Origin of the sequence: Streptomyces albus subsp. albus (assembly GCF_000725885.1) — a bacterium.
GTDB classification, from domain to species: domain Bacteria; phylum Actinomycetota; class Actinomycetes; order Streptomycetales; family Streptomycetaceae; genus Streptomyces; species Streptomyces albus.
Genome location: NZ_JODR01000003.1, coordinates 254,716 through 267,011, shown reverse-complemented (window position 1 = coordinate 267,011; position 12,296 = coordinate 254,716). Strand labels below are relative to the sequence as shown.

The following is a 12,296-nucleotide window of genomic DNA, read 5'->3' as shown; positions in this document are numbered from 1 at the left end:
TGCTTTTCCGTCTCGGCTGTTTTCCTGTCTCTGTTGCGACACTCATGTCTCAATTGACGTAACCTCGTCGCATGAGTGTGAATCGTGACGCGCTGCTGGCCACGGCGGCGGACGTACTGACGCGCCGGCCGACCTCCTCCATGGACGACATCGCCAAGGCCGCCGGCATCAGCCGCGCCACCTTGCACCGGCACTTCGCCGGGCGCGACGCACTCATACGCGCGCTCGAACAGCTGGGCCTCAGCCGTCTGGAGGCGGCCCTCGACGCCGCCCGCCCCGACGAGGGGAACGCCGACGAAGCACTCCGGCGCGTCATCGCCGAGGCCGAACCCCTCGCCGGGTTCCTCGGCTTCCTCGTCACCGAGAACCAGCTCTTCGAGCCCGGGGAACAGCACCCGGGCTGGACCAGGATCGACGAGCGGATCAGCGCCCTGTTCCGGCGCGGCCAGCACGAAGGCACCTTCCGCATCGATCTGACCCCCGCCTGGCTGACCGAAGCGCTCTACGCGCTGATCACCGCGTCGGCCTGGGCGGTCCAGGACGGCCGGGTCGCGGCCCGCGACGCGGTACGGATGACCGTCGAGCTGTTGCTCGGCGGCGCACGACGGAGCAGTGAGAGATGAGCAGCGAAACCACAGGACCCGGCACCGGATCCCGCCGCACCCGGCATCCGGACGACCCCTCCCGGCTGCGCTGGGTGGCGCTCGCGGTGCTGGTGCTGGCCGTGCTGCTGGTCGGCATCGACGTCACCGTCCTCGGCCTGGCGGCGCCGTTCCTCAGCGAGGACCTGCGCCCCTCCAGCACCCAACTGCTGTGGATCGGCGACGTCTACTCGTTCGTCATCGCCGGTCTGCTGGTGTCCATGGGCAGCCTCGGTGACCGTATCGGCCGCAAGAAGCTGCTGCTCACCGGATCGGTGGCGTTCGGCGCGCTGTCCGTGCTGACCGCCTACGCGCACAGCGCCGAGGCCATGATCGTGTGGCGGGCGCTGATGGGTGTCGCGGGCGCCACCTTGATGCCCTCCACCCTGGCGCTGATCCGCAACATCTTCCCCGACCCCAAGGAACGCAGCTTCGCCGTCGGCATCTGGGGCGCCATGACGGCGGCGGGCACCGCCGTCGGCCCCGTCGTCGGCGGTTTCCTGCTGGAGCACTACTGGTGGGGTTCGGTCTTCCTGATCAACCTGCCGGTGATGGCCGTGCTCGTGGCGGTCGGCAGCAAACTGCTGCCCGAGTCCCGCAACCCCTCCCCGGGGCCGTGGGACCTGCCGAGCGTCGGCCTGTCCATGGTGGGCATCATCGCGCTCGTCTACGCCGTCAAGGAGGCGGCGGCCTACGGCATCCGGTGGGACGTGGCGGTGACCGCCGTGGTCGGCGTGGCCGGGCTGTGGGCGTTCGTCCGCCGCCAGTTGCGGCTGCCCACCCCGCTGCTGGACATGCGGCTGTTCACCCACCGCGGCTTCACCGGAGCGGTCCTCGCCGACCTGCTGACCATTCTCGGCCTCTCCGGACTGGTCTTCTTCCTGTCCCAGTTCTTCCAGATGGTCCAGGGCCGCACCCCCCTCCAGGCCGGCGTGGCCGAACTGCCCGCCGCCATCGGGTCCGTCGTCGCCGGGCTCCTGGCAGGCTCGGTGGCCCGCCGCACCTCCGTGCGCGGCGCCGTCTCGGGCGGACTGACGGCCGTCGGACTGGCACTGGGCGCCTGCCTGTGGCTCCAGGCCCACTCCGGCTATCTGCTGCTGGGCGGGGTGCTGCTGGTCGTCGGCGTCGGCGCCGGACTGGCGTTCACCGTGACCGCCGACGTCATCCTCTCCACCGTCCCCAAGGAACAGGCGGGCGCCGCCTCGGCCGTCTCCGAGACCGCCTACGAACTGGGCGCCGCGCTCGGCATCGCCCTGCTCGGCTCCGTCGTCACCGGCGTCTACCGCTCCTTCGCCACCCCGGACGGGGTGCCCGAGAGCGCCGCCGAGCACGCCCGCCACTCCCTGGGCGAGGCCGTGGAGACGGCACGCGGACTGGCCGGCCCGGAGGGGCACACCCTGCTGGAGACCGCACGCGACAGCTTCACCGAGGGGCTGCGGTACGGCGCCGGGGCGGGGGCCGTCATCCTGCTGGCGGCGGCCGTACTGGCCTGGCGGCTGCTGCGCGGACAGACGCTGGGCGAGACCCCGGCCGAGGACGCGCACTGAGCGGCGCCGCCGGGGCGGTGGTGCCCGGCGGCGCCGGTGGTGTGCGGGGGTGGGGAGGGGTGCCTGGGGTGAGAAGTCCGGGTCAGGCGGCCTTCGCCTTGGTGGCGTAGATGTCCACGTACTCCTGGCCCGACAGCTCCATGACCTCGCTCATGACCTCGTCGGTCACCGCGCGCAGCACGTACCGGTCGCGGTCCATGCCCTCGTAGCGGGAGAAGTCGAGCGGCTCACCGAAGCGGACGGTGATCCGGCGTCCGCCGCCGATCTTCGGCAGCCCCTTGCCGCCCGGCTGCACGGCGTCGGTGCCGATCATGGCGAACGGCACCACCGGGGCCCCCGTCATCAGCGCCAGCCGCGCGATGCCGGTACGGCCCCGGTAGAGGCGGCCGTCGGGGGAGCGGGTGCCCTCCGGGTAGATCGCGAAGAGGTTGCCCTCCTCCAGCACCCGGCGGCCGGTCATCAGGGCCGCCACCCCGCCGCGTCCGCCGTCCCGGTCCACCGGGATCATGCCGACGCCGGTGAAGAACCACGCCATCAGGCGGCCCTTGAAGGACTTGCCCGTGACGTACTCGTCCTTGCCGATGAAGAACACCTGGCGGGTGGTGACCAGCGGCAGGATCATCGAGTCGATGAACGTCAGATGGTTGCCCGCCAGGATCACCGGACCGGAGCCGGGGATACGGTCGGCCCCTTCGACCTTCGGCCGGAACAGCACGCGAAGAAGCGGGCCGAGCACTGCCTTGATCAGCCGGAAACGGGACAACGGACCCTCCGCCTAGTCGGTTATGGCCGTGCGCCTGATGTGCGCACGGACGCGCAGATGAGGACGATACTCGCAGCGGAGGGCAGCGGGCACACCGGGCCGGATGTTCCCTTACGCCAAGTTGACGCGCCGGGCCGGGACCGTGCCGCACGGCCCCCCTGTGCCGGCCCGTGTTTCCCATCCGTTCGTACTCATGTCTCCCCGCGGCCGAGTGCCCGGTCCTACGATCGGCCCGACATGTGGCAGGACCCGGACAACGGTGCCACCGAGACGGAGGAGAGCGCATGGGACAGGAGCAGCAGCCGGGCCGCAGAGCCGTACTCGGCGCGGCGGCGGCGCTGAGCGCCGCGGGCGCCGTCACGCTGGGCGCGGGCCCGGCCGCGCAGGCCGCCCAGCGGCGGCCGGCGGACTCGGGCGGGCGGGCACACAGGGGTGAGCTGCCCACCCCCTGCGTCATCGCGCACCGCGGCACCAGCGGCTACCGCCCCGAGCACACCATGGGCTCCTACCAGCTGGCCCTCGACATGGGCGCCGACATCATCGAGCAGGACCTGGTCCCCACCAAGGACGGGCACCTGGTGTGCCGGCACGAGGACGACATCACGGCCACCACCGACGTGGCCGACCACCCCGAATTCGCCTCCCGGAAGACCACCAAGACCGTCGACGGGGTGAAGCTCACCGGCTGGTTCACCGAGGACTTCACCCTCAAGGAGCTCAAGACGCTCCGCGCCAAGGAGCGCATCCCCAAGCAGCGGCAGCACAACACGCTCTACGACGGCCGCTGGGACGTGCCCACCTTCGAGGAGGTCCTCCGGTGGGCCGAGCAGGAGGGCAGGCGCCGGGGCCGCCGCGTCTGGCTCCACATCGAGACCAAGCACCCCACCTACTTCCGCAAACTGGGCCTCGGCCTGGAGAAGCCGCTGGCCCGGCTGCTGCGCCGGTACGGGCGGCACAAGGCGCACTCGCCCAACTTCGTCCAGTCCTTCGAGCCCAGCAGCATCCGGCGGCTGAGCGGACTCGTGGACTGCCCCGGCGTGGTGCTGCTCTCGGGCCCCACCTCGCGCCCCTGGGACTTCGTGGAGGCGGGCGACCCGCGCACCGTCGCCGATCTGGTCGAGCCCGAGGGGCTGAAGTGGATCGCGGGCTTCGCCCAGGGCATCGGCCCCACCCTCGACCTGGTGATCCCGCGCACCTCGTCCGGCACTCTGGGCGAGCCGACCACCCTGGTGCGGGACGCGCACGCGCGGCGGCTGGTGGTGCACCCGTACACCATGCGCAACGAGAACACCTTCCTGCCCGCCGACTTCCGCAGGGGCCAGGACCCCAACGCCTACGGTGACGCCTTCGGGGCGTTCAAGAGGTACTTCGAGACCGGCATCGACGGGCTCTTCTCCGGCAACTGCGACACCGCCCTGCTGGCCGCGGCGGACTTCCGCGGCGACGGCTGACCGGCGGCTGGGAGGGGCGAGCGGCCTGTGAGCCGTCGGCAGGCGTTGTCTGCCGGGCTCCCCGGCACGGCACCTGGTGCCGCCCCGACGAGCCGGCGAGTGAGGCGCACGCCCGCCGCGCAACCGTGCGGCGGGCGGCGCGCGTTCAGCGCGGTATGGCGGAAACCCCGCGGCTGGGGGCGCGGTTGCGTGCGCGCCGTCCCGCGTCGCTGTGCGTACCGCCGGCGGACGATCAGTCCACATGCCCGCAAATCGCCCAAGAGTTGGGAATATCACAGGGTGCGGTCGGACCGCTGCGTTCCCGCTGTCCGCAATGCCTGCGCAGAATGCTCGCGACAAAGGTTCCGCCACCCGGCCCGGCGGGAAGGGTGCAGAGGCAACCGGCGTCACCAGGGCAGACAGTACGGGCGCGGCACCCTCACTCTCGCGCGTCCGTGCGCACACACTTTGGGGAGGCATGCGCACATGGGCATGAGCGTGACCATCTCTGCGGCGGACGAGCGTGACGCCGAACAGATACTGAAACTCCAGTACCTGTGTTTCCAGAGCGAGGCGGAGCTCTACGGCGACTACCGCATCGAGCCACTGGTCCAGACGCTGGACGACCTGCGCGCCGAACTGGCCGCGTCCTGCGTGCTCGTCGCCCGCCTCGGCGAGGAGGTCGTCGGCACCGTCCGCGGCAAGGTGGACGCGGAGGGCACCGCCCGTATCGGCCGGCTCTGTGTGCACCCCCGCCTCCAGGGCCACGGGCTGGGCGGACGGCTGCTCGCCGCGATCGAGGACCGGCTCGCCGCCGAGCACGCCCCCAGGCGGTACCACCTGGTCACCGGCGGTCGCAGCGAGGGCAACCTGCGACTGTACCGGCGCTCCGGCTACGCACCCGTCGGTACCGAACGCGACCGGCAGGTCACCCTGATCGCCCTCGCGAAGGACGCCGCCGAGTACGCCACCAGCGCCTAGCCGCGCTCAGGGCCGGGGCTCGCGGTGTCCGCGGCGCAGCCACCACAGGCCGGTCAGCGGGAGGAACACCGGGATGAACAGGTAGCCCATCCCGTAGTCGGACCAGACGGTGGCGTCCGGGAAGGCCGAGGGCTCCACCAGGGTCCAGGTGCCCACCGCCAGTACGCCGGCGAGCTCCAGCGCACAGCAGGTGAGGGCGGCCTTGCGGGCGCCCTCACCACCGCGGACGAGGGAGAGCGTGATGAAGGCGTACACCACGGCGGCGACGGCGGAGAGGATGTAGGCCAGCGGCGCCTCGTGGAAGCGCGTGGACAGCTGGACGGCGGAGCGTGAGGCGGCGCCCACGGTGAAGATGCCGTAGAGCGTGACCAGCAGTTTGCCCGGTCCGGTGTTGATGCCGCCGCGCCGGGGCGCGGGGGCCGTCTCGACGTCGACCGTGGTCGGTTCAGGCACCGGTGCCGCCTCCCCAGATGTCGTAGAGCCGTACCTGGAGCACCGCGAGCACCACGGCGCCGGCGACGACCGTCAGTGAGCCCCACTTGGTGCGCTCGGTCAGCGAGACGAGCCCCACCACGGGCACGCACGCGACGACGCCGATCAGGTACGAGATGAAGATCACCGCGCCGTCCGCCGGGTCCCGGCCCTGCGCGAGCTGCACGATCCCCACCACCAGCTGGACCAGGGCGAGCAGCGTCACCACGGCCATGCCGATGAAGTGCCAGTCCTTGGTCGGCTGGTCGCGGTACGCCGCCCAGCCGCACCACGCGGCCAGCAGGAGCGCGGCCACGGCGAGCGTGACGGTGAGCGGGGTGAGCATGTGAAGGAGTCTAAAAGGGCACCCGGGCCCGCCGACGCGCGCCCCCGGACGCCCGCGTACGCTGCCCGGCATGAAGTTCGACGCCCCCGCGACCCTGCTGTTCGACAACGACGGCACCCTGCTGTCGTCCCTGGAGTCCGTGGTCCGCTGCTGGACCGCCTGGGCCCGGGAGCACGGGATCGGCGAGGAGGAGTTCGCCGCCGTCGAACTGCACGGCAGGCCCGCCGCGGAGATCGTGGCCGACCTGCTGCCCGCCGAGCGGGTGCCGGCCGCGCTGGCCCGGATCGAGCGGCTGGAGGTCGAGGACGTGGCGAACGGCGGTGTCGTACCGCTGCCGGGCACCGCCGAACTGCTGGCCTCGCTGCCCGAGGGCAGCTGGGCCGTGGTCACCTCCGCCACCCGCGAGCTGGCCGAGGCCCGGCTGCGGGCCGTCGGGATCGAGGCGCCGCTGGTCATCTGTGCCGACGACATCGTCCGGGGCAAGCCGGACCCCGAGCCCTACCTGCTGGCCGCCCGCAAGCTGGGCGCCGATCCGGCACGGTGCGTGGTCTTCGAGGACGCCCCCGCGGGTCTCGAGGCGGGGCGCCGGGCCGGTATGCGGACCGTGGGCTTGGCCACAACGCACACCCGCGACCAGCTGCGCGCGGATGTGGTCGTCGAGCACCTGGGCTCGGTGACGGCGCAGGTCACGGCGGAGGGCGTGACGGTCGTCGCGGAGGACTGAGACGGCCCGCCGGGGTTCCGGGGCTGTCCATAACGCTGTCCGCCATGTGGACAGCACTCTCCGTGCGAGCTGACCCATCTGGTTTACTGACCACCATGAACACGACGAGCTGCCGCACGTTTGCGACCGAGGCGACCTGGACGCCCGGTGCTCGTTGTATGCGTACGCCTGCCCCGCGCACCACGCGGCGAATGTGTGCCCGCTGAGGGCCCCCGCCTGAGCTGACCGAGGCGACTCGCGCCCCGAAGCGAGTCACGAGCCCGCGCGTTCCGCCCCCGCCGGCAGAGCCGTTCCGCCCACCGTCCCGTGGCCGTCCTCCCGTGCCGCGACGCCACGGCACGGGCACCGCTCCGCCCGCACCGCCGCGGACCGCGCCGGGGCGCCCCTCGACGGCACCCGTAAGCGTTCATCCCACCGACACCCACGGACATTCCTGTGATCACGACCAAGGGCCTCACGAAGGTCTACCGCACGCGGGACCGCGAGGTCACCGCACTGGACGGCGTCGACCTCCACGTCCCCGAGGGCGAGGTCTTCGGCGTCGTCGGCCAGAGCGGCGCCGGCAAGTCGTCCCTCATCCGCTGCATCAACCTCCTGGAGCGCCCCACCTCCGGCACCGTCACCGTGGACGGGCAGGAGCTGACGGCGCTGGCCGGGAACGGCAAGCGCGCCGGCAAGGAGCTCCGCAAGGCGCGCGGCCGGATCGGCATGGTCTTCCAGCACTTCAACCTGCTCTCCTCGCGGACCGTGCTCGGCAACGTCGAGCTGCCGCTGGAGATCCTGGGCCACTCCGGGCAGGAGCGCACCCGCAAGGCGCACGAGCTGCTCGACCTGGTCGGCCTCGCCGACAAGGCCAAGGCCCACCCGGCGCAGCTCTCCGGCGGCCAGAAGCAGCGCGTCGGCATCGCCCGCGCCCTGGCCGGCGACCCCAAGGTGCTCCTCTCCGACGAGGCCACCTCCGCGCTCGACCCGGAGACCACCCGCTCCGTGCTGCAACTGCTGCGCGACCTGAAGGAACAGCTCGGGCTCACCGTGCTGCTCATCACGCACGAGATGGACGTCGTCAAGGCGGTCTGCGACTCGGCCGCGCTGATGCGGGCCGGCCGGATCACCGAGTCCGGCACCGTGCCCGAGCTGCTGGCCACGCCCGGCTCCGAGCTGGCCCGCGAACTGTTCCCGGTCGGCGGGGTGCCCTCCGCGGACGGCCGTACCGTCGTGGACGTCACCTTCCACGGCGAGACCACCACCGAGCCGGTGATCTCCAAGCTGTCGCGCACCTACAACGTGGACATCTCCATCCTGGGCGCCGCCATGGACACCGTGGCCGGCAAGCAGGTCGGCAGGATGCGCATCGAGCTGCCCGGCAGCTACGAGGACAACGTCGTGCCGATCGGCTTCCTGCGTGAACAGGGGCTGACGGTCGAGGTCGCGGGTGCGGCCGGGGACACGAAGGAACGGGAGGCCGCCGGCGGCCTCGTCGGGGAGGGTGCCAAGTGAGCTGGTCCGAGATACAGCCGCTGCTGTTCCAGGGTTTCTGGGACACCCTCTACATGGTCGGCTGGTCCACCCTCGTCGCGCTGGTCGGCGGGCTGCCCATTGGCGTGCTGCTGGTCCTCACCGACAAGGGCGGGATGCTCCAGAACGCACCCGTCAACAAGGTCGTCGGCGCCATCGTGAACGTCGGCAGATCGCTGCCCTTCATCATCCTGCTCATCGCGCTGATCCCCTTCACCCGCTTCGTCGTCGGCCAGTCCGTGGGCTCCACCGCCGCGATCGTCCCGCTGGCCATCGGGGCGATCCCGTTCTTCGCGCGGCTGGTGGAGACCGCCGTGCGCGAGGTGGACCGCGGCCTGGTCGAGGCCGTGCAGGCCATGGGCGGCTCCACCCCCACCGTGGTCTTCAAGGCGCTGCTCCCGCAGGCGCTGCCCTCGCTGGTCGCCGGGCTGACCACCACCGTCATCGTGCTGATCGGCTACTCGGCGATGGCCGGCACCGTCGGCGGCGGCGGGCTGGGCTCGGTGGCCGTGCAGTACGGCTACCAGCGGTTCGAGACGAGCGTCATGGTCGCCACCGTGGTCGCCCTGATCGTCATCGTGACGGCCGTGCAGATCATCGGCGACGCCGTGGTGCGGCTGCTGGCCGCCAACCGGGGTGCCGCCGCCGCGGACGGCGGGGCCGGGAAGCGGCTCGCCCGTCTGGGCCGGGGCCGCACCGTGGCCGTGGCCGCCGCCGTGGTCGTCCCGCTCGCGCTGATCGGCTACGGCATCGGCACCGGCGGCGACGACAAGGACACCCTCAAGGTCGCCGCGTCGCCCACCCCGCACGCCGAGATCCTGGAGTACGTCGAGAAGCACCTGGCCGAGAAGGAGGGCCTCAAGCTGGAGGTCCGCAAGTTCAACGACTACGTGGTGCCCAACACCGCCACCGAGTCCGGCGAGGTCGACGCCAACTTCTTCCAGCACAAGCCGTACCTGGACGACTTCAACAAGAAGAACGACACCCACATCGTTCCCGTCGTCAACGTCGAGCTGGAGCCGCTGGGCCTCTACTCGAAGAAGGTCCACAAGCTCGCGGACCTGGGTCCGGGTGACACCGTCGCCGTCCCCAACGACAGCACCAACGAGGGCCGGGCCCTGCACCTGCTGGCCGACCACAAGCTGATCGAGCTCAAGCCGGGCGCCGGGCCGGAGGCCACCTTGGGCGACATCGCCGACAAGAAGGGCCTGGACTTCAGGGAGCTGGAGGCCGCCGCGGTGCCGCGTGCCCTCGACGACGTGGACGCCGCCGTCGTCAACGGCAACTACGCCGTGGACGCCCGGCTCAACCCGGCCAAGGACGCGCTGGCCGCCGAGCAGGCCAAGGGCAACCCGTACGCCAACTTCCTCGCCGTCAAGGACGGCAACCAGGACGACCCGCGGGTCAGGAAGCTGGCGAAGCTGCTCAATTCGCCGCAGGTCGAGAAGTTCATCGAGGACAAGTACAAGGGGGCCATCGAACCCGCTTTCGGGCCTGTGGGATCGTGAACCCCTCGGCCTGAACCGGGGAAAGTCCCCGTGTCGACAAGTCTTCTCAACAGCGCCGGGTCCACCCGCCGAGGGGGCCCGGCGCTGCACATCCCGGTGCCGATGCTGCATGCTGTGCACCCCGACGTGTAGGAGCGGCGCATGACCTCGACCTTCCCGGACACCACGATCAGCACGGACCGGCTCGTGCTGCGCCCGTTCGAGGAAGCGGACGTCCCCGCGCTGACCGAGATGATGGCCGACGACCAGATCGCCGCCTGGATGGGCACGCCCGTCCCCTACACCCGCACCGAGGCCCACGACTTCGTCACCCGCCACGCGCCCGGCCGGCGCACCAGCGGCGAGGGCATCGTCTTCGCCGTCACCGAACTCCTCACCCAGCGGCTCGTCGGCTCCGTCGAACTGCGCGGCGCCGACTGGCGGGTCCTGTCGGCCGAGGCCGTCTACGCCACCGCCTCCTGGGCCCGCGGCGAGGGCTACGCCTCCGAATCGCTCCAGGCCGTCGCCCAGTGGCTCTTCCACGACCAGAAGTTCGAACGCCTGGAGATCCGCACCGCCGCCGACAACACCGCCGCCCAGCAGGTCGCCCAGAAGCTCGGCTGCATCAGCGAGGGCGTGCTGCGCCACGCGGGGATAGCCCGCACCCGCACCGAGAACTGGGCGATCCCCCACACCGGAGCCGGCACCCACCCCCGCAACTGGGCGGTCCCGCACACCGGAGGCGGCACCCTTCCCCGCGCCGGGGCGGACACCGCGAACGGGGACGGCGACTGGGCCGAGATCCGCACCGACCTGATCGTCTGGAGCCTGCTCCCCGAGGACATCGACGGCAGCTTCGAACAGCTGACGCCACGCGCCTGGTGACGGCCCTGCCGCACGGGTGCTGACGGCCCTGCCCCTGGCCGGAGGGGGTACCCTCAGTGGGCCCCGACCTGCGATGAGCACTGACCAGCCAGGAGACCCCCAGCATGGCCGACCGCGTCACCGTGATCGGGTGGGACGGCTCGCCGCTGACGGACGCCGCCCGCTCGGCGCTCGGAGCGGCCACCCTCGTCGCCGGAGCCGCACACCACCTGGCGCTGCCCGAGGTGCCGCCGCACGCCGAACGCATCCGGCTCGGCAGCGCCACCCTCGCGGCACGCCGCATCGCCCGGCACCGCGGCTCCGCCGTCGTCCTCGCCGACGGCGACCCCGGCTTCTTCGGTGTCGTACGCACCCTGCGCGCCCCCGAGCACGGCCTGGAGGTCGAGGTCGTCCCCGCCGTCTCGGCCATCGCCGCCGCGTTCGCCCGCGCCGGAATGCCCTGGGACGACGCCCAGCTCGTCGTCGCCAACAGCCGTACGCTGCGCCGCGCGGTCAACGTCTGCCGCGCCCACAAGAAGGTCGCCGTCCTCACCTCGCCCGGCGCCGGCCCCGCGGAACTGGCCCTGTTGCTCGACGGCGTCCACCGCACCTTCGTCATCTGCGAGGCGCTGGGCACCGACCGCGAGCAGATGACGGTGCTCACCTCCGACAAGGTCGCCGACCACACCTGGCGCGATCCCAACGTCGTCATCGTCGTCGGCGGCACCGGCGCCGGAGCCGACACCGGCGCGCCCCAGGGCACCGCCTGGCTCGCCGGGCACGAGGTCGGCTACCCGCCCGCCGTCCGCGGCTGGGGGCTGCCGGTCGCCGAGTACGCGGGGGAGGGGGAGCCCGGCGCCGCCGCCGGGCAACGGGCCGGGGAGGCGCCGCAGCTGCGCGTCGCCCAACTCGCCCGCCTGGGGCCCCGCGTCGGCGACCTGGTGTGGGACATCGGCGCCGGCAGCGGAGCGCTCGCCGTGGAAGCCGCCCGCTTCGGCGCGGCCGTCATCGCCGTCGACGCCGACGCCGACGCCTGCGCCCGTGTGCGCGCCGCCGCCCGCCGCTTCGGCGTCCAACTGGAGACCGTGCACGGCGTCGCCCCGCACGTGCTGGAGGACCTGCCCGAACCGGACGTGGTCCGCGTCGGCGGCGGGGGAGCGGCCACCGTCACCGCGGTGGCCGACCGGCGTCCCGCGCGCATCGTCACCCACGCGGCCACCAGGGATGAGGCGGAGGCGTTGGGAAGGGCGCTCACGGAACGCGGATACACCGTCGAATGCGCCCTGCTCCAGTCCGTCGGACTGGAGCCCGCGGAGTGGACCGAAACCGAACGGACCGTGGTCTTCCTGCTGTCCGGCATCCGGAACTGAACCCCCGCGTTTCCTCCCGGACGAACCCCGGCGAAGTGCGGTTTCTCTCCCACCCGTGGCCCGCGGGCCACTCCGGCGGCGGGTAGGCTGATGGACTGTTGTGCCACTGTTCGGGGTTGACGCTTCGTCCGTCCTTGTCCGAATAGTGGAGGCGGAG

The 12,296-nt window shown here is 72.1% G+C and carries 12 protein-coding genes and 1 pseudogene; 10 read left to right on the top strand and 3 right to left on the bottom strand.

What is annotated here, in order from left to right:
• Positions 1–71: 71 nt before the first annotated feature.
• Together IO40_RS0104580 and IO40_RS0104575 are read left to right on the top strand one after the other, a co-directional pair.
• Entirely contained in the window at positions 72–623 is a 552-nt protein-coding gene (locus tag IO40_RS0104580; protein WP_030407880.1) for a TetR/AcrR family transcriptional regulator, read from the top strand.
• Positions 620–2,188 (top strand): MFS transporter, encoded by a 1,569-nt coding sequence (locus IO40_RS0104575; RefSeq protein ID WP_016467773.1) that lies wholly within the window; start codon positions 620–622, stop codon positions 2,186–2,188. The genes IO40_RS0104580 and IO40_RS0104575 overlap by 4 nt, the downstream gene beginning before the upstream one ends.
• An 82-nt stretch (positions 2,189–2,270) precedes the next feature.
• On the opposite strand, the gene IO40_RS0104570 is transcribed toward IO40_RS0104575, so the two are convergent.
• Positions 2,271–2,951 (bottom strand): lysophospholipid acyltransferase family protein, encoded by a 681-nt coding sequence (locus tag IO40_RS0104570; protein ID WP_016467772.1) that lies wholly within the window; start codon positions 2,949–2,951, stop codon positions 2,271–2,273.
• A gap of 284 nt (positions 2,952–3,235) precedes the next feature.
• Between IO40_RS0104570 and IO40_RS0104565 the strand changes: the two genes are divergently transcribed.
• Together IO40_RS0104565 and IO40_RS0104560 are read left to right on the top strand one after the other, a co-directional pair.
• Positions 3,236–4,402: a glycerophosphodiester phosphodiesterase gene (locus IO40_RS0104565; protein WP_031174906.1), complete on the top strand. Its 1,167-nt coding sequence runs from the start codon at positions 3,236–3,238 to the stop codon at positions 4,400–4,402.
• A 465-nt stretch (positions 4,403–4,867) separates the two neighbouring features.
• Positions 4,868–5,362, top strand: coding sequence for a GNAT family N-acetyltransferase (locus tag IO40_RS0104560; RefSeq protein WP_016467770.1), 495 nt, complete (start codon positions 4,868–4,870; stop codon positions 5,360–5,362).
• A gap of 6 nt (positions 5,363–5,368) precedes the next feature.
• Here IO40_RS0104560 and IO40_RS0104555 read toward each other — a convergent pair whose 3' ends face one another.
• Entirely contained in the window at positions 5,369–5,815 is a 447-nt protein-coding gene (locus tag IO40_RS0104555) for a hypothetical protein (RefSeq protein ID WP_016467769.1), read from the bottom strand.
• Positions 5,808–6,179: a hypothetical protein gene (locus IO40_RS0104550; RefSeq protein ID WP_016467768.1), complete on the bottom strand. Its 372-nt coding sequence runs from the start codon at positions 6,177–6,179 to the stop codon at positions 5,808–5,810. The genes IO40_RS0104555 and IO40_RS0104550 overlap by 8 nt, the downstream gene beginning before the upstream one ends.
• A gap of 70 nt (positions 6,180–6,249) precedes the next feature.
• Between IO40_RS0104550 and IO40_RS0104545 the strand changes: the two genes are divergently transcribed.
• From IO40_RS0104545 to cbiE, 6 genes and pseudogenes are all read left to right on the top strand, one after another.
• On the top strand, positions 6,250–6,903 hold the full coding sequence (locus IO40_RS0104545) for an HAD family hydrolase (RefSeq protein ID WP_016467767.1): 654 nt from the start codon (positions 6,250–6,252) through the stop codon (positions 6,901–6,903).
• 435 nt (positions 6,904–7,338) lie between these two features.
• On the top strand, positions 7,339–8,400 hold the full coding sequence (locus tag IO40_RS0104540) for a methionine ABC transporter ATP-binding protein (protein ID WP_016467766.1): 1,062 nt from the start codon (positions 7,339–7,341) through the stop codon (positions 8,398–8,400).
• Positions 8,397–9,065: pseudogene (locus tag IO40_RS38570) on the top strand (methionine ABC transporter permease); the annotation flags it as partial. The gene IO40_RS0104540 and the pseudogene IO40_RS38570, both read left to right, overlap by 4 nt.
• Before the next feature lie 51 nt (positions 9,066–9,116).
• Positions 9,117–9,926, top strand: a complete 810-nt coding sequence (locus IO40_RS38565) for a MetQ/NlpA family ABC transporter substrate-binding protein (RefSeq protein ID WP_374336740.1) — start codon at positions 9,117–9,119, stop codon at positions 9,924–9,926.
• A gap of 141 nt (positions 9,927–10,067) precedes the next feature.
• Entirely contained in the window at positions 10,068–10,790 is a 723-nt protein-coding gene (locus IO40_RS0104530; protein WP_016467764.1) for a GNAT family N-acetyltransferase, read from the top strand.
• Between the two features lie 104 nt (positions 10,791–10,894).
• On the top strand, positions 10,895–12,139 hold the full coding sequence (gene cbiE / locus IO40_RS0104525) for a precorrin-6y C5,15-methyltransferase (decarboxylating) subunit CbiE (RefSeq protein ID WP_016467763.1): 1,245 nt from the start codon (positions 10,895–10,897) through the stop codon (positions 12,137–12,139).
• The last annotated feature ends 157 nt before the right edge of the window (positions 12,140–12,296 follow it).

Coding starts and splice junctions, on each gene's coding strand:
- IO40_RS0104580 (WP_030407880.1), top strand. CDS start 72: ATGAGTGTGAATCGTGACGCGCTGCTGGCCACGGCGGCGGACGTACTG.
- IO40_RS0104575 (WP_016467773.1), top strand. CDS start 620: ATGAGCAGCGAAACCACAGGACCCGGCACCGGATCCCGCCGCACCCGG.
- IO40_RS0104565 (WP_031174906.1), top strand. CDS start 3,236: ATGGGACAGGAGCAGCAGCCGGGCCGCAGAGCCGTACTCGGCGCGGCG.
- IO40_RS0104560 (WP_016467770.1), top strand. CDS start 4,868: ATGGGCATGAGCGTGACCATCTCTGCGGCGGACGAGCGTGACGCCGAA.
- IO40_RS0104550 (WP_016467768.1), bottom strand. CDS start 6,179: ATGCTCACCCCGCTCACCGTCACGCTCGCCGTGGCCGCGCTCCTGCTG.
- IO40_RS0104545 (WP_016467767.1), top strand. CDS start 6,250: ATGAAGTTCGACGCCCCCGCGACCCTGCTGTTCGACAACGACGGCACC.
- IO40_RS0104530 (WP_016467764.1), top strand. CDS start 10,068: ATGACCTCGACCTTCCCGGACACCACGATCAGCACGGACCGGCTCGTG.
- cbiE (WP_016467763.1), top strand. CDS start 10,895: ATGGCCGACCGCGTCACCGTGATCGGGTGGGACGGCTCGCCGCTGACG.